Annotated in this window: 9 protein-coding genes; all 9 read right to left on the reverse strand. The window is 45.4% G+C overall.

Going from position 1 to position 17,786, the window contains the following annotated elements; genetic code table 11:
• Nucleotides 1–19: 19 nt before the first annotated feature.
• The 9 genes from AC5FX4_RS21920 to AC5FX4_RS21960 all read right to left on the reverse strand — a co-directional run bounded on the left by AC5FX4_RS21920 (nucleotide 20) and on the right by AC5FX4_RS21960 (nucleotide 17,786).
• Nucleotides 20–2,002, reverse strand: coding sequence for a contractile injection system tape measure protein (locus AC5FX4_RS21920; RefSeq protein WP_493608543.1), 1,983 nt, complete (start codon nucleotides 2,000–2,002; stop codon nucleotides 20–22).
• Nucleotides 2,003–2,053: 51 nt separating this feature from the next.
• Nucleotides 2,054–2,335 carry a hypothetical protein gene (locus AC5FX4_RS21925; protein WP_493608544.1) on the reverse strand — a complete coding sequence of 94 codons (282 nt, stop codon included), beginning with the start codon at nucleotides 2,333–2,335 and terminating at the stop codon, nucleotides 2,054–2,056.
• A gap of 62 nt (nucleotides 2,336–2,397) precedes the next feature.
• Entirely contained in the window at nucleotides 2,398–8,781 is a 6,384-nt protein-coding gene (locus AC5FX4_RS21930) for a translocation/assembly module TamB domain-containing protein (RefSeq protein ID WP_493608545.1), read from the reverse strand.
• Between the two features lie 16 nt (nucleotides 8,782–8,797).
• Nucleotides 8,798–11,194 carry a hypothetical protein gene (locus AC5FX4_RS21935; RefSeq protein WP_493608546.1) on the reverse strand — a complete coding sequence of 799 codons (2,397 nt, stop codon included), beginning with the start codon at nucleotides 11,192–11,194 and terminating at the stop codon, nucleotides 8,798–8,800.
• Between the two features lie 108 nt (nucleotides 11,195–11,302).
• A complete protein-coding gene (locus tag AC5FX4_RS21940) occupies nucleotides 11,303–12,142 on the reverse strand; it encodes a hypothetical protein (protein WP_493608547.1) in 840 nt (279 codons plus the stop codon).
• Nucleotides 12,143–12,161: 19 nt separating this feature from the next.
• On the reverse strand, nucleotides 12,162–15,281 hold the full coding sequence (locus tag AC5FX4_RS21945; RefSeq protein WP_493608548.1) for a baseplate J/gp47 family protein: 3,120 nt from the start codon (nucleotides 15,279–15,281) through the stop codon (nucleotides 12,162–12,164).
• A gap of 13 nt (nucleotides 15,282–15,294) precedes the next feature.
• Nucleotides 15,295–15,717, reverse strand: a complete 423-nt coding sequence (locus tag AC5FX4_RS21950; protein WP_493608549.1) for a contractile injection system spike tip protein — start codon at nucleotides 15,715–15,717, stop codon at nucleotides 15,295–15,297.
• Nucleotides 15,718–16,131, reverse strand: a complete 414-nt coding sequence (locus AC5FX4_RS21955; RefSeq protein WP_493608550.1) for a GPW/gp25 family protein — start codon at nucleotides 16,129–16,131, stop codon at nucleotides 15,718–15,720.
• A 29-nt stretch (nucleotides 16,132–16,160) separates the two neighbouring features.
• Entirely contained in the window at nucleotides 16,161–17,786 is a 1,626-nt protein-coding gene (locus AC5FX4_RS21960; RefSeq protein WP_493608551.1) for a phage baseplate assembly protein V, read from the reverse strand.

Below are 17,786 nucleotides of genomic sequence, written 5' to 3' on the forward strand. Positions count from 1 at the left end.
TGACCTTTTGCGTGGCACCTTATGACCAGTGCCCATAAATAAGTAGTTCAGACCAAGGTAGTTTGATGGTGGCAATGCCAAATGGCAGGCTCTGCAACAATGCGTCTTGCGGTTGCTTTTGCACCGTTAAGCGATGGCCATTGGCATAAGGCTCTATCACACACTCGCGACGAATAAATAAGTCAGTAAGCGTGGCCGTTGAGCGGGTATTTAACCCCTGCCAGTGGTGCAGTAAGCCCTCCAGTAATCGCTCTCCCGCTTGTTGCATCTGTTCACTGGGCTGCTCGCATGGTTGCTCTATATGCTCAGCCCCAAGCCCAACCAGTAAAGCTGCGCTAAGCGGTATTTGCGCTTGCTCACCTGCAAGGTGTGCAAGCAAATACATGGCTTGGTGCTGTGCCTGTTCATTTATAAATTGCGACTGTGCGCGGTTTAACCACCCCAACTCGGCAAAACAGGCGTTCAACAAAGGCCACAGTAAAATTAAACCACCTGCAGGGCAGTGCCATTGTTCGCCTTGGTTTTGCTTGTCAAGCAGTGCTTGCGCTTTGGCCGTTAACTCTCGCAACTGTGCTTTTAATTGCTGTGCTTGAGAGGTTGACTCATTACTGTGTTGATAAGCGCGCTTAAGACGTTGTAGCGATTGTTTGTCTAGCTTGAGTTGCTGCCAATAAGCGGGCTGCTCTAAGCGCTCAGGGTGTGTTAACCACCCAGATTTTAGCTGTGACAAACTACTGAGCTGCTGATTTAACGCCGCTTTTTGCTCATCTAAAAAGTTAAGCGTGCTGGTTACTGCCGCATGTGTTGCGGCACTTGGCACCGAGCGTGCATCACTTAGCCATTTAAACGCACAGGCGTGCTTGGCAAGCAACACGTTCGCCGCATGCGTTTGGTTTGCCACCAGCAGACTTTGCGCCTGACTTAAATCGCGATATTGCACCGCTTGCACGCTGAGTGATTTGCGCAGTTGGCGAAATAGCTGCCTGATAACATGGCTAAAGTGTTCCGCCGTATTGTTGTGAACAGGACCATGAACTTGATCATGTACAGTCGCACGCAATAGCTTAAACCATTGCTTTAACTCCTTACGTAATTGCGCCTGTAAGGGCTTAATAAACATTAAGGCGTTAGACTTTTCGTGTTCACCGTTGCTGTGCACTAAATTGCGCTCGCCGAGTATATTATCGCGACTTAACAATAGTAGGAGGCGCGAGAACACGTTCACTACCATTTTGTGTTCAACCGCGCTTCGACTGCCCAGTACGTGTGCCCATTCGTTTACTTGCGCAGCATCTGACGCGGGTAACAGGTTGGCCAACTGAACCAGCTTTAGACGCAGTTGCGCGGCAAATTGATGCGCATCCAAATGCCCTAAGCTCAGTTTGTGTGCCGCCACATGCAACAACTTTTGCAACTGCGCATTATCATAACGCTTGGCTGCTTGGGCTTGCTCAGTTGCCCGCTTAGCCTGTGCCAACCAAGTATTTAATGACGCGGGGATTGTGGGTTGCTGCTGACATATCCGTTCAAGTTTGGTTAACGCGTTATACCACGTTGATGAAGCAAATTCGCTACTTTGCAATTTGTGTAATTGCTGCAATGGCCCCTGTAGTTCGTTAACCTGATGCTTTGCAAATACCACGTTTGAGCTTGTCAACTCACTACTTTGCTCGGCCGCACACTCGACAGGGCTAAGCGCAGCACTAGGCGTTAACGATGCCTGAGCGCCAACTTGAGCGATTGCATCATTCAACTGATGATATAAACGCGCGCGGAGCACCGTGCTTAACTGCGCTTCATCATGAGGTAATTCGCCCAGATCTAACTCCAATGACGACAACCTGACAGTTAAAGACGCGGTTTTTTGCAGCGCATTTGGCACGCGGTACGATAGCAGCAATTGCTGTACCAGCGGCAGCAGCGTTTGCTGGGCAAAATCGTCAACAGCTGCGCTGCCTAGCGTTACATCAAGTACGGCTTGGTCAATTTTAATATCAACCATAATGATCCTTTAAAAGCAGATAGTGTGTTATTCGCATGTTTTCAGAGGCAGTTAAGCCTCTGACTGGGCCTCTATCGCTTGATATGCACTATGCCAAATTCCGTCTTGCTCAAGCACCACAGGTGCTAAACCTTCCGCTGTGACCATAGAGTTAATATCAAACTCAAACACAACGACCTCATTACTTTGCTGTGCGAGCCAAGGCTGCGCTTCAACCGGCTCTGTTAACTCCACATAACAACTATGTGGGTTAATGGTTTTACTTGGTGTGGTAAATACCTCATCTTTTAGGACTAACCCAGACTCGGCACAAATTAATACATAGTGTTTCATTGTTTTTCTCACATAAAAAAGCCGGCTGCTTGAGCCGGCGTAAAGGTTTAGATTAAAGTTGATCAGCAGTTATAGCAATTCCAAGGGTAATAGGGGTTGCCTCTTCGTCCATCCACATATATACCGCTCCAATAACATCCACCTGCGTAAATATTCTTACTTGAACAGCGTGGTTGCTCGTCATCCTCATGCGTTTGGCTGCTACAGTCAAATGCTCGGTTACCACGCCAGTAACCTTCACAGATTAAGTCTTCGCATTCGTAAGCCGCTCCCCCTTTTTGACTAGCGCAGCAGCTTGTGGCTGTTAATTTAAGGCGCTCACAGTGATAAGCTGCGCCCCCCATCATTGCGTAACATGCTTTGGCCACTGCGACACTATCAAATAATGATGCATAAGCCCCCCCTAAATCGGCGTAACATTCGCTTGCAGATAGGTTAGCTTGATACAAACCATAAGCAGCGCCGCCCTCGGGTGCATAATCTTCGCCATATTGATGTGCGCGGCACTGCTGAATGTGTAGCGCTTCAACTGCTTCGTTATATACCTGATAACAGCCATCAATATTATATTTAGGTGAATAAATAGCACCGCCACTGCCTTTTACGTAGTGGTTAATAAGTTGGCAATTTAAGGTGAGTTCTCGGGCATACTCCAATCGGAATGCGCCCCCACTACAGTCTAATTCGAGCATGCGACCATCAAAGGTCCAGCCTTCACAGCGAATTTTTTCTATCCAACAGTCTTGTTGACCCTCGATGATAAAACGACATGCGGCATGTGCTTTTACGACTCTTGTTGCATCCATATCCAGACCAATAATGCTGATGTGGCTGTTCAAACGCACTGCGTTTTTCAAAACATAAGGCATAGGCTGTGGGTGCGGTGGACATACGCAACACGGTGCATTGTCACAGCAAGGCTGTTCATAGTCTGATTGACAGGAGCCCTCATCAAAGCCATACGCACTAGAGCGTGCAAACTGAGGTGTAGTGTCCGCTGAACACTCATCATGTTGCACAAATTGCGGCGTTACATCATCCGGGCATGTCGGCTTTGCCAGCTCACTGGGTGCAATTAACAACACCCGAGTGCCAGAAGGCAACTCAACACATTCGCTTGTACCATCGCCAAATACGGCCTCAAATTGTTGCTGATCTCGGATCACCACATGATTAGGGAACTGGCCAAGTAATGCTGTATTTTCATCAACATAGGTTTTAATCGCTGATTTAGTCACCAACTCGTTGACGCAACTGCTGGCGGTGGTTAAGTCATTACTCACCCCTTGTACCGGTATGCCGGTTTGACCAAATTTAAAGCCTTCTTTAAAGTTTGCGGTGGTGTCAAACTGAGCTTGTTTACTTACCTTCAGCTTACCTTTTACATGAGTGTTTTTTTCAATCGTCAGGTTATCTTTAATGCGCGCATCACCATTCACATCTAAGGTGTACTCTGGGTTATCTGTGTGAATACCTACTCGACCACACTTATCAACCACTAAGTTGGTACGCTCTCCCACACAGCCGCCTTCAGCGACATTTTGAGTAACTTTAAATGCGGCACTGCTCGCATTGTGAGGCTGACGAACCACCACGTTTTCTGCACAGCCTGCTTTGACTTCCAAACGAGCCAGTTTGTCCAAATCGGTCACTTTAAGCACTGAGCTATTGTCGCCCGACTTGCTCACCACCACTTTGGTGCTATCGCCTAAGTTGCGCTCACCAAACGTGCCTTCACCTGCAACATATAAGTCATCGTGTAAATGTGATTTACCATTCACAGTCAATGCAGGCTCACTCTCACAGCCTGCATCAGCGCGCCCAATAGATACGCCTTGTTCCAGTTCTGTGTGCCCGTCCACTTTTGCATCACCACGTACTTGCAATGCAGGCGTAGGCTCCATACACCCTTGTGCTGGCGCTGAATGAACAATGGCACCTTGCGCAAATTCAGCCTGTTTTTCAAAAAGTGCTTTACCCGACACTTCTAGTGCTAGTTTGTCATCGTCTCCACAGCCCGGTATTGATACGCTTAACCCATTGCGTAAGGCGGTTTTATCACACACGGTCAACTCGCCTGCAAAGTGGCTATTGCCATCGGTAATATTTAATCCCTCAGAGCCTGTTATGGGGCCTAATGCATTAAGGCCACTTGTCAGCTTAGTTGCACCTGAAACGGTGAGCTCTGCTGCGCAAACTTCGCCATTAAGAGTGGTTTTATCATCAACCAATAGACTTGTAGTATGTGTATGACCTTGTACTTCTAATGTGTTTTGTAACCCACAGGGTGCATTATCTGCACTAATCTGTACGCCACCTTTGAATGCACTGTAGCCATCGGCATTTAAGCTACCAGCTTGCTGCGAGGACTTATTAAGTGATAAGTCGCCAGTAATTTGCGTCTCACCCTCTACATTTAAACTTGGCATAGTTGCTGTGCCACCGCTGATTGTGGCCCGACCGCTTAGGTGCGTTTCACCATGAGATACTCGCAGTGCGACCTCGTTGGCAGCGCCACCTGTTACCTCAGTATTACCTTGTAGGCTTGTGGTGCCATCAACCGTTAAAGCTACTTGCTCTTGGTCTGTTGTACGGATCTGCGCTGCACCGTTAAGCGAAGCGCGCCCTGCAACCTGTAGAGCGCCTGATGAGTTTTCACCCGCAGCGACTTGTACATCACCTTTTGTTATCAACGCGGTTTGTTTACCGGCTTCTGCCTGTATTTGTGCACCACCTTGTAACAGCGCTTTACCTTTAAGCGTGGTGGTGTGTGTCACCTCAAGCTTACCAACTGTGGCTTGCTCTTCAACATCAAGGTTACCTGCGCCAAGTTTTAGACCATCACGAATAAACGCATCGCCTTGTACATCCAAAGAGGCCATTGGCTTATCTGTGCCAATCCCGATTTGACCCTGATTATCGATAGTCAATGCGGTGTATTCAGACGACGGTCCTTCGGTTGCTGGCTGTGCAACATCAATTTGTAACGGATGGGTATCTAAAGCATTGTGTTTTACATGCAAACGAGCTTGTGCGCTTTGCCCTTGCTCAAAGTCGCCCAATGCAATTTGGCCTGCAATTGAGGCGCTTTCGTCAACCTCTAAGTTATTTTGCACTCTTGCTGAACCATTTACATCAAGCAACGCGCTAGGGCAATCTGTGTTAAGACCAACCCAACCTTGCTTGTCTACCATGACTTTACTTACTGGTTCATCTTGAACCATTATTTTTAATAGATCAGCTTGAGACTCTGTGGGTTTGGAGATTTTCACAACTTGCGCACAGCCGCCAATGTCCAATAAGGTATTGTGCTCGCTATCATTCACTTTAACGGCGTGTTTACCTGAGCGACCTTGTATAACAACGCGGCTTTGTTCACCTTCTACACGTGTACCAAAAGTTGCTTGTTGGGCCACTTCTAGTTGGCCTTTTATGTCAACATCACCATGAAGCTCAGACGCACCATGTATCGTGGCACTGGCAATAGGGTCGCCGTTTTCACCTTTAGCATTGCTAGGACCTATCACAACACTGCCCAGTGATGCCTGCCCGCTCACCGATTGGGTGCCGGTTATTGCTTGGGTGCCAGTGATTGCTTGGGTTCCCTCCAGCAGTGAATGGCCCTTAACTTTTAATGTACCGGTGATAGCGGCAGTACCTGTTTGAGTGCTATTGCCCGTAAGCGTAAATACGTCTGTATTGTGTTGATTCGGTAGCTCTGCCGCACTGAGTGTAAAACATCCAGTTTGCTCTAAATTACCGTGAATGCTCATATCACCCGTGACAGTAACCTGATCCGTCACTGCTAACACGTCGGCGCTAGTCCCGATGGCTTTCACTGTTAACCCTTTGTTCAGTGCCGCACCGCCAGACACGCTAAGCTCACCAAGTAAAGATTTACCCTTTACAGCCAACGTTTTATCAAAAGTTGCTTTGCCGTTCGTCGTTAAATCGCCGCTCAGCTGCGTATCGGCAGCACTACCATCTTGAGGATTTTTCACAGTTAAGCCATTGAATGTAGCTCTTTGACTCGTCTGTACCTCTGCAAAGATTGCCTTACCTTTCACCTCAAGTGTTTTGTCTAGTATCAGCCCTTCGCGAGCATTTACCTTACCATTGAACTGAGCTACTACCTGATCACTGGGTTGATTATTGTTATTGAGCTTACCGAACGTCGACATGTGCTCAACGTGCAAATGGTTAGCATCTAATTCATCCGTGACTTCTAGCTTGCCCTCTAATTTCGATCCACCCTTTACTTTAAAACTCAGTGCATCAGACTCGTCCACGGTAATTTCAATGCCAACCGCCAAACAATCAGTCACACTAATATCACTTAGCGTTGTCACGCCATCAACCGTGAGTGAGCCTTCTAGAGTTGTCTCGGATTCATTCCCTCTCACTGTTAAGTTGTTTAAATCTGCGTTTCCTATGACCTCCAGGTCGTTTTGCAATCTCGCCTTACCTTGCACATCTAAAGGAGTTTGTGGATTGCCTGTCCCAATGCCCACGTTACCGCTTTTGTCTACACTCAAACGAGTGCGTTGGTTTTCGCTAGCTGTATCAAGCTCAACTTTAAAGATGTCACCTTTGGCATTACTTGGCTGAGTTACCACTAAATTATCATCGCACCCTTGGCCGACAGAGACTCTGGTTCGGTTGTTGGCGTCTTTGATATTGAGTGCATATTTATCGTCTTGACGGGCTTTAACGAATAAACGAGCAGGGTCGGTGTTATCATCGTCTTCAACACCTGCGTTTAAGCCAATAGAGGTACGCCCAGAGATGTTGGTATTACCGTCAAACTGTGCCGTTTGCTTAGTCGTCAGAGTGTCTACTTTGGTCTGGCCCTCAACGGTTAAGCCCTCAGAAATTTTAGCATCGCCCTTAACCGATAAATGTTGCTCAGGATCTTCAACGCCAATACCGACTTTGCCTGACTTAGTGACTTTAAACTTGCTGTGCTCTTGCTCACCGCCATCAATGCTAATGTCGAGCAGTGCTTTGTTAACGTCATTTTTTTGTTTGATTTTAACCGTGCTGCTTGAAGTACCCACTTGTAAGTTGGCGTTACCAGCCATGTCAGACACAGACAAGGCAGGTGCACTGCTTTGTTGTCGTACCGCCAAACGCGCATTTTCGTCATTGCGACGCTCGCCTACAGAAACACGCGCCTTTAATTGCGCATATTCTTTAACCTCAAGCTTAGTGCTGTAAAGCGTGTCAGACACATCAACACTGCCTTGCACATCTAACTGCTGAGCTGGCGTCTTGGTTCCTACCCCCACTTGTCCTTGTTCATTCACATGTAAGGCAGCAGTTTTTGCGGTTGTGGCAATGTTTAAAGGCGATTGACCTTGCTCACTTTGTACGCTTAGCTTACTTGTAGCAGTGTTTGGGTGCTCGCCAATGGCTAACTGCTGGTTAACCTGAAGTGATGCCTGCGCATGCACATCGCCTTGTACACTGAGGCCCTTTTCTGGCGTATCTTTCGGTGTATTTGTATCACCAATTGTCACAGAGCCTTTGCTGACAATGCCTTTCTCGGCAGATAACACATCGTTTACTTTGGCTTTTGAGTTTACTTCAAAATGCTCTTTTGGCGTGTTGGTGTGAATACCTACTTTACCGTCAGCTTTAACGATGATGGACTCGGGTCTGCTGTCGTCGTTTTTGATACTTAATGCATCTTTGCTATTAAAACCTGACACTGACAAAGAGGCATTGGATGAGACTTGCTGGCCTACTTTTAGCGAACTTTTTGCTTGGATCTGCGTTGCGATGGCTGATTTAGCCTCTACTTGCTCACCAACTTTAAGATCCTTTTCGACAACCAGACCATCTTCAATACCCGATTGCGGCTTACCTGCTAATTTTTTGCCAATCACCACACCACCAGCAACTTCAAGCGGCTGCTCTGGTGAGGCGGTACCAATGCCCAATTTACCATCGGCATCAATAACACTTTTTGCCGTTCCATCTTGTGCCAATATTGCTAATGCGGCCTGATCCGCGTTGGCAGTCAATGAAACCAAATGGGTAGCATCAGCTGATACATTAACCTGACTATTTTGCCCCGCCTTTTTAATCTCTAAATCACCATCAATATGGGTATCCACTTTAGCACTCACGGCAGTAGAAGATACGTCAAATAACGATTGCTCATGATGCTTGATGTGAAGTGCATGAATGCTGCCTTGTGGCATACCAGCACATTGATTGCCATCAGATATGGCATCGTCATCATTGGTTTTAATTTCGAGCTTAGCTCTGGGGTTTTCTTCTCCAATACCAAGCTTGGTGTCTTTTGCATAAATTTCATCATCGAGCTGATTAATACTCGAATCGATCAGTTGTTCAAATTGGCTGCCAGACAGAGTCTGTCCGTCCGAGAATGCGTCTTTAAGCCCATCTCGACTTTGTGAGTTTGTCTTTGAATTAGACATACGTTTTCCTTCGTGATTATTTTGTAGATATAGAGTGAGGTTGTGTAACTGACAGTACGAATGAGTTAGTGCTGGCATCACCTAAGCGCGTTTCTTGTTCAAGCTGATGGCTTTGCTGTACACCTAATACCAAGCCTTGTCCGGCAACACGTTGCTGCACAGTTGGCTGAACGCTGAGCTTAAGTAAATCTTGTTTATCGGCACCATTGAAATAAATGTCGAAGAACGATACTAACGCTTGGCTAAGTTCATTTAAGTGCTGTAATGAGAGCTGTGGTTCAGGCTTTAACAGATGCTCCGTTAATCCAAGTGTCGCGGATTTTTTCCATTCATAACGCCATGCGGTATAGATTTCTTCAAACTTATTCATTTGCTCACGCGTGAGCCAAATCAGCTCTGGCATCAAATGTAATGGCGTTTCTCGTAAAACAAGCTGCTCGAATAAGCGCCTAAAATCTTCATTCGCAAAGCGCGTTGGCCAATCGGGTAAAACGATGTACACCTTTGCAGTATCCGCTTTTGCAGCGACTGGACGTAACATAACGGATTCAACAATATGAAAACCTTCACGATTGTGCCGCGTTAGCAAACGTTCACTATACGTCGTTAACCCTATTTGATGGCATAAGCGAACTTTATAACCGGGTGCGCTGCATGCCCCCCAAATAGGTTTACCTAAATAGTCCATGCCTTGACCTCGGTTACCACAAATGCTCGGTAAATGGGCAAGTGAGCTGGCCAAAGTCTGTAATGTTTTTAGCTTTACCAAGCGTGAAATCAGAACCGTGGCATTTTTTGGCGCATGACTATGTTGCGTTAAAACGCTCTGATAGTGACTTAAAACTTCTTTGTATTTCAGAATCGACGCATCCACAGGAGATTCACCAAAACGTGCTAGCAAATGACGCATACCATTGATACTGCGCGTTAACATCGCATCTGAGAACGGCGCTTCAGTCAACCCCGAGAAACCATCGCGCATATAACAACGAAATGCGTCGCCGAGTAAGGTATCTAACTCACTCACTGTAGTAAGCGGTTGAGTTAAATGCGTTTTTTGCAACACCGCTACGGCATCCCAAAAGTCGCCAACTTGGGTGCGAGTTAAGGTTCGGCTGGCGAACATATCGTCAAAAACTTTACTTATATTTCGCCACTTAGCACTATGGGGTATCGCAAATAAATGTTTGATATTTTCCAATTGTGCGAACAAGTTCGCTAACACTTGATCAAACAGGGTTAGATACCCTTTAAGCTGCAATATCTCTGCTTGTCGTGTCGTATCGCCTTGTAATGCCAAACGTTCTTGCCCGACTCCATAAATAGATGGCAGTTCATGTTGCACAGGGGTGTAATCGTTTAAATTACGATATCGTCCCGTAAAACGCTGTTCAGACGACGCTTCTGAGGTAACGGGCGCTAACAAGGTATACACCTTTTTAGCAACCGCTTCGCTGTCAAACGTGAGTGAATGCCCCGCTTGTGATACTTCAACCATGTCGGTTGCCAGCATCGCTTGATAGTCAAAACGCACATAACTTGGCTGAGTTAACTGCTCAAGCACAAGTACCCAACTTTCAAAGTCTAGTTGCGCTTGATGCTCTGCTACCCGAAGCATATTTTGCTGCTGTTGATTTTGTTCTGAAGCTACTTTTGCAAGGCCAATTCCAGCCCTTCGCTGTGCCACCCCCAAAATTTCAAACGCTTCTATGCCTTTTATCGCCTCCACAACCTTAATCAAGTCGGAGACATAAATTTGCACATGTGATTGGACATTACGCTCATGGATTTCGCTATCAACAAACTTTGTTAAAGCGGCCAGAGTGGCTGCAATTGTGCCTTCTACATCCGCATCACTATTTAAACTCAATGCCACTTTACACACTAAGTTTTGCGGCCAAGCTACTTGCACTTTGTTTAGGTCATCACCTAAATTGCGATGGCCAACAAACAGTCGTTTGACCTTGTCAATCATACTCGCTTCGTCACTGATCCCATCTTGTGGTTCAATAACAATGTCAAACAAGCCATGTGTTTGTGGCCCACCTGATATTGTGCTTGCAGGTTTAACAGTGACGCCTTTAACTTCAGGCAAGCTAAGTAGTAACTGGCGATAGTCGTCTTCGGTGACTGGGTTACATGCCAGTGCATCATGTTTTGCCCAATAAGGCTGCGCCGAAACGGGGCTAGAGGGCGCTATCAAGTCTTCGATTGGAAATGACAAACGGTAACTCAAATCTGTAATGGCGTAGCATAGCCCTTCTAGAATTGTGATCCCCGGATCATGTAAATTATGATCCGTCCAAGTCTGCCCAGCCAACCGCTGTAAGGACTCCACGCCGATTTCTTTAAGGCGATAAAAGTCCATGCCCGTCTTTTCAAAAGGACGAGTCGCAATGGTTAGATTATCCATAAATATTCTACTAAGAGAGTGAGGTGTTTTGAGCAGAGCCGCTCATTGATAGGTATTTAGAAAATACAATGTGAAACTATTAAGGCGTTGGAGTAACGCTCATCTGCTCTAGCTCATCTGCTCTAGCTTATCTTCCGCTTCTTTTAGTCTATTTTCCAAATCCCAGAGTTTTTTAAGTAGCGCATTGGCGTCATCACTGGGCTTTGCATCTTCGGATGCAGGCACCACATTTGCCCAATCAATATTCAGTGCACCACCGTTGAAATTTAACCCACTGTCGTCTGCCAAGCTAACCGCTAAACCCTTGTTCGTTAGCGAAAGCCCTTGGTTAGTAGCGAGTTTAAGCGCAAGCCCATCCGCAGATAGAATGAGCCCAGTATCAGACTTAATTTTAAGCTCAAGTGCGTCGGTTAATACCTTTAGCCCTTTTGCGCCTTTGATCAGGGTGGTGCTATCCAATGCCAAACCATCCTTATCAACCTTTAGTGCAGTGTTGTCGGCAAGTTTTAACGCAATCTTATTTTCATTATCGACCTCAACACCGCTGTCTTCCGACACGATACCTAAAGCAATATCAGATAATGATACGGATAACCCATTTGTGTCTAACTTAAGACCAGAGCTGTTTGGTGTTTTAATACTGATCTCACTATTGTCTATTTCCAATCCACTGTTATTCGCTGCAGACAGTGCTGACACCGTGGATGCTAAGCCATTTTCATTTAAGGTAAGGCCTGAATTTTCTTGCAATTTAAGTGCAAGACTGCCTTCTTGGATTTTCAGGCCACTGGTTTGTGGTAAAGCGTTAAGCACATGTCGGCAATAGTCAGCCAATAAAACAAGGTTCTCGAACTGTCCCTGGTTTGGGATTGCACCAGCCTTGAAAAAGCCTTTCATAGTGTCAACATTGGGAATGTCTTGGTAATCTTTGTCTTGTGTATCTGTCATAACGATATCCTTTTAAAAGTTAATTGGTTGTAGGCGGTTCAACTTTGTCGTTTTCGGCAACCACAAAATCAAACTCTATGGCCATCACGCCAATACCTGTAATAACGGGTTCTTGTTCACCATACACTCGCAATATATGCTGTGTAGCGGGCACCAAGATCTCATGTTCATTGCGTGTTCGTGTTGTAATATCTTGGGTTGGTACAAACTCACCTTTATCATTCTCAATTTCGGTAGCGATGTTATGTATTGATTTGATCTCATCTAACTGAGCAATGATTTTTACAACCGACGATAAGCTAATATTGTTATTGATAGGCTTAGGTGCCTTACCTGCTTTTTCAATCCAAGGAGACATATGCTCAATTAACGTCGCATTGATACGCTCTAGTGCCTGACCCTTGTCATAACCCTCAGCTATCACCGCGGTGACCACAAAACGTATTTCTCGATAGTCTGGATCAACAACATTAAGCGTGGCATAACGTGGCATTTTGCTTGCCAAGAAATGCGCTATTTGTTTTTTCTGGTGATCAGCCAACAAAGGTTGAAAATGATCTAAGTCACGAGTTTTAGGGATAGCCACCAGCGTTACCGCCCCATTGGCACTGTTTTGCGTTTGTCCAGGCGTTCCTCGAAAACATTTTACAAAATACAATTCGTTAAATGCTTCGAGTACTAAATGTTCGTAGTCCCATTGCGTAAGTGCTCTACCTTTATGTCGCAATTGCTCTGAACAGTGCATAACGTAGTCCGTTTCGCTCTGCGCAGAGCGACCTGCAAAACTTTCCGCAGGCTGCACAACGCTATCCACGCGAGCATCTAACTCCACTAACTCATTAATGGTTCCAGCGGCTAACACTTCTCCTAGTCTTGGGTCTGACTCTGTTTTAGACACATATGTCACCTCGATCGCTTGAGCTGCAAGGTGCTTTAAATGCGTGAGTCTAGGTAGGCTGTTACCTTTATAAGATATCGCGGCTTTGAGCCAAGCTCTGCCACTTTGTAATAGCGCATCATCAAGACTCACCTGCTCTGGTAGTTTTAATCTCACAATGCCGGAGTTAAGTAGCCCGTTGGTACTATCTGATAACACAAGCGCCTTATGGCCCTGACGCTCAACGTGGTTACGTTTTATTTCATGCCAAGTATTTTGATAGCGATAATACCAAGTGATGGTAGGACTTAGACCACTTACAGAGTGGCTAAGAGGTTCAAGCTGAAACAGCAAACTAACTTCACCTGGCAACCTAGGATTGAGCAAACCTATGATCAATTCACCATTATTATTTAGTTGTGGTTGTAGGCTAATTGCCTCCCCATTAGTTGGCGCGGAAATTGGCTCAACGCCTAACGGGTGAATATGGCCAAGCTCAACGTGATTTGCTGCCGCATCAAAGCTCACCTGCTCACTTTGGTAGTTTAAACGCATACCCAAAACCTGTGGTGTGTATGGCTCGGGTACCATAATGCTAGGCTCTGCAACGGTATTAGCGCCAACTTGTGATGACAGAGTTTGTGACGCAAAATACTGCAGTGCCGGGCCATAAAGACGCGTGGCGAAATCATCTTCAGTCAAGGTTAATTTAAACCAAGTTGGATACGCTTTAGGATCAACCTCCGTCAAAGGTAAGTCCAAATAACCTTGCGATGTGTCTTTTAAAGCACTGATCGCGGCACGTGTCTGAGCTGAAATATTTACTTCAAGCTCATCAAACAACGACAACTCAGACCCCAAATGTGCTTGGTCGCTGTCTAAACTAACGATATGTTTTGGGTAATTATTTAAATCTACACCCGCAATTTGGTATATCGGGTTAGCCTGTAAAAACATCCTATAAGCATGATAGTAAGCATGCATATTTTGAGGTTTACCCGCCCAATCAAAATTCAGTTTTAAACTTTCCAGCGGCTTGATATTTAGTTCTGGATGTGTGAAGTAAAAACTTGCGCCTCGAACAGGATCAGGTCCGAATATTAAATCTGGATTATCCGCTTCCAATTCACCTTGGTCATTTCCAAGACTTGTCGGAGCTACGCCCTGAGCCGACACCGACAGAGCCAATTTGTCAAAGCTAAAATTGTCATTTTGATACTTTGACGACAAACATATGTATGGCTTTTGTTTGCCATTTTCAATATCGTCAGGAGACAGTCCTATCGCAGGATACTCCGGTAAAAATGTTAAGAGTAAACTAAGCCCCTCAACGCCTTGCTGCACTTCGATACGCACCCCTTGATTTAAATCAGAGAGATTAGAAACGTTATCTGAAATTTTTGGTAGCAGCTTTTTACCCTGCTCAGTTGAGACTGCAATATCAAGCGCGTTAAGTAAAGCAGACGATGCAGAAGCTACCCCCGCAAAGGTAATACGCACTTGCCGTGTACCGCTACTAAGCCAGAGCAAATTAGAGCTGATCATTAAACCTAGATCGGCAGCTATCGGCGCTCGTCCACCAAAGCAAGGTACGCCCTCTTCTGGAAAGTCCAGCTGTTGAGCTGTTGATTGCACTTGGGCCGCATAAAAAGTCGTTTTGTCACTTTTGGTATGCTTTACCAACGTATGTACATCACTGACTTGAGCTCTATTAAGCTGGACGGGGTCCGCAAGTACATATTCAATTAGCTCATCATTGTCATCAACCCCTGCCGAAAAGCGTGTACCTCTATTTAGTGTTAACACCTCAGTTTCTTCATTGAGTGCAACAATTAAATTTGCTTTATCCGGCTGCCCTTTATTAGCTTCAAGCTCTAAAACGTTTTGATAGTAGTGTAATAAGTGACGCGCTGTGAGTGCTTGAAATTGCTCTACTGGGTATTTCAGTAATTGAATAAAAGTCAGCAATAAACTCAAGTCGGGTCTTGATGCCAACGCTTTAATTTCTTCTGGCACAGTAGCGTCACGATAGATCCAGTCTGCAAGCGATTTAAGCTGTGCTTGATCTGGTAATAACTGCGCCCAATTACCATATTCGTTGCCTTGAATGTCGAAAAATTTGAGCTTTGCTGAAAACTCTTTGAGATAAAGTAACCAGTCTTCGGATGATCTTTGTTCTATTGAATAATAAGCCTGCTCCAAAGCAGACAAGCCTCTATCGAAGTGCACCGTGCCACTGGTTGCGCTGTTTTTTGTGTCCATAATTTTGTACCATTTACTTAGACGCACATTTAAGATTTAAAGAAATGAATTTGCCTTTACCTTTGTACTTGGGTTTTGCGTCAGGAACCGGCCCCGCAGCAGTGGGCTGCTGAGCTGGAGATAACACCGTGAACTCAGCGTCAAAGACACTGCCTTTCAGTAGCGCTTTTTTGCCGTTGACGGTTTTTTTGCTGACTTGATTGCCTGCAAGCTTCGTTATTTTCAACATACCCATGCCAGGGATCACATAAGGGGGTTTAATGTAACCAATTTGCAGCTGCACTTTTTTCTCATCACCTTGCAAGCATATCAACTTACCTGACACACTCACTTTGCCACTTGCTTTGATTGGCACAGGTGGCGGCCCCATGAGCACCGCACCACTAAAAATGGGATCAAATTGAACTAAATCGGCGTCTAGAAGCAATTTATCCATTTATAGTTCTGCACCTTGGTATTCTGTTAAATAGTAAGGAAAAACGAGATTGCTGCGAGTATTTGTATCACGCACCACATAATCCAGCTCAATTTCTAGTTTTTGACCTTGCTCAAAAGACAACTCGATACTGACATTGTTTAAATCAATCCGAGGTTCGAGCGTTACTATTTGCTGAGCAATATGCTCCTTAAGCCATGCCAACGTATTCGCATCAGGTGACTCAAACAAGTAATCGGCTATACCACTACCAAAGCTCGGGGCCATGGGTCTTTGCGCCAACTGGGTAAATAACAAAATATGTAGTGCCTGGCGTATATCTTCCTCGCCAGAGACCATAGTAACGCCCACACCATTGGGACTAAATCTAGGTGGAAAACCCCAACCTCGACCTATAAAATGTGTTTCCTTCATGGTTAATTCCTTGCTTAGGTTATTGTGGATCAACTAATTTCAGTTTTAGCCGCTTTTATTTTGGTTTTACCACTGGCTTTGACCACTACATCCCTTTTAGCTGACAGCGCAAGCTGCGCATCACTTTGTAATATCAAGCCTTTTTCGAGTGAAATGGTTATTTTGTCTCGCTCAAGTAGCAATGTTTTATCATCATCCATCTTGATGCGGTTCTTTTTGCCACCCTGTAATGTTGTGGTTTTTTCTTGCTCATCAAAAAGTATTGATTGCTTGTCTTTTACAATGACCAAGCCTCGGCGGTTGAACTTGCCATCAAATGGCAGCGGAGGTTTATTTTTTGGGTTATGCAAAGAACCCAAAATGACAGGATGTTCGGGTTCATCCGCAACAAAGCCAAGTAACACTTCATGACCGGGTTTGGGTGGTGTAAAAAAGCCTTCTTCCTTTCCTGCATAAGGAGATGCTAAACGACACCATAAGCTTTGCTTATTCAGTGCATCAACGCTTACCTTGTAGCGATATAGCTTCTTTGGATCATCGGCATAACTAAGCACTTTACCAAATAGCAACCCTTGTTCTTTGATGGACGCGTCAGTGCCTTTTGCCTGCAGAGGGGATAATTGCAAGCCCAAGTCTAATTGCGTCTTCCAGCCATTCGCATCAACTCGCTGGCGTATGCCACAAATAATGTACTGACCGCTAAACTCATTACCCAACTTACTGATAGATAACTTGTCACCCAGTTTAAAATCACTTTTTCCTTCTAGCACGACCTTGCCGCGATACAAATCCAAAGCGCGGTAAGTGGCTTGCGCTTTACTCCACGCCAGTGCGCTTGCTCGTTCTTGTGGACGTGGACTATAGCTCTTTAGGGGGGCTTTATTGAGTGCCTGAGCCGCCGCTTTTGGGCTTAAGCGTCCCCCTGAAATTGCCACAACACTGCTCGTTGATGGGCTCAATTGCGCTTGCTTGGTTTCATCGTATCCGACTCGACTGATGCTACCTAACTGCATAGAGACATCGTTTTCTAACTCGATACTGGCAATTTCATTTTTACCAATTTCAAGAGCATGCGATTTAGACGCGAAGGATTTTATATCTAAAATATTGACTGTATCGGGTTCAGGTAACAACAAAAAACCATTGGCGTGTACTCGTTCCATAACAAGCTGCCAAGGCGTCATGTTAAATCGGCAAAATTGTTCGTGACGCACCTCACTTTTGCTCACTTTCACATTACGAATTGAATGTTCTGAAAGCACTGAGCGAATGATGGCATCGTCCGTTTTACTCTGAGCGAAAGCAAAGTCTCGCGCTGGATCCACCAATTTGATTAAATGACTTTGCAACGTCAATTGCAGCTCAGTTAAACCATGCTGTATGATCAGCTTCTTGCCACAAATTAAGCCACTGAATACCAAATCTTGCGCATTAGAATTACCCTGTCGACCCAGTTTTATTTTTACTTCACTGCCGCTTTTAAACAGACCATCTTCAAGTGCTGGATAGTCAGCCGTGGCATGGTTACCTAAGCATATACGCACACTTGCATTTGGAATATGTTGCGCACGATAGTCCACCTGCAAAGCGCGAATGTCGTAGCGATTCACTTCTCGTCCAGCCACAATGAGCTGAATTTTTGCTGGCAAGTTCAT

Source organism: Pseudoalteromonas sp. ATL1, from assembly GCF_058933015.1.

Coding starts and splice junctions, on each gene's coding strand:
- AC5FX4_RS21920 (WP_493608543.1), bottom strand. CDS start 2,002: ATGGTTGATATTAAAATTGACCAAGCCGTACTTGATGTAACGCTAGGC.
- AC5FX4_RS21925 (WP_493608544.1), bottom strand. CDS start 2,335: ATGAAACACTATGTATTAATTTGTGCCGAGTCTGGGTTAGTCCTAAAA.
- AC5FX4_RS21930 (WP_493608545.1), bottom strand. CDS start 8,781: ATGTCTAATTCAAAGACAAACTCACAAAGTCGAGATGGGCTTAAAGAC.
- AC5FX4_RS21935 (WP_493608546.1), bottom strand. CDS start 11,194: ATGGATAATCTAACCATTGCGACTCGTCCTTTTGAAAAGACGGGCATG.
- AC5FX4_RS21940 (WP_493608547.1), bottom strand. CDS start 12,142: ATGACAGATACACAAGACAAAGATTACCAAGACATTCCCAATGTTGAC.
- AC5FX4_RS21945 (WP_493608548.1), bottom strand. CDS start 15,281: ATGGACACAAAAAACAGCGCAACCAGTGGCACGGTGCACTTCGATAGA.
- AC5FX4_RS21950 (WP_493608549.1), bottom strand. CDS start 15,717: ATGGATAAATTGCTTCTAGACGCCGATTTAGTTCAATTTGATCCCATT.
- AC5FX4_RS21955 (WP_493608550.1), bottom strand. CDS start 16,131: ATGAAGGAAACACATTTTATAGGTCGAGGTTGGGGTTTTCCACCTAGA.
- AC5FX4_RS21960 (WP_493608551.1), bottom strand. CDS start 17,786: ATGAACTTGCCAGCAAAAATTCAGCTCATTGTGGCTGGACGAGAAGTG.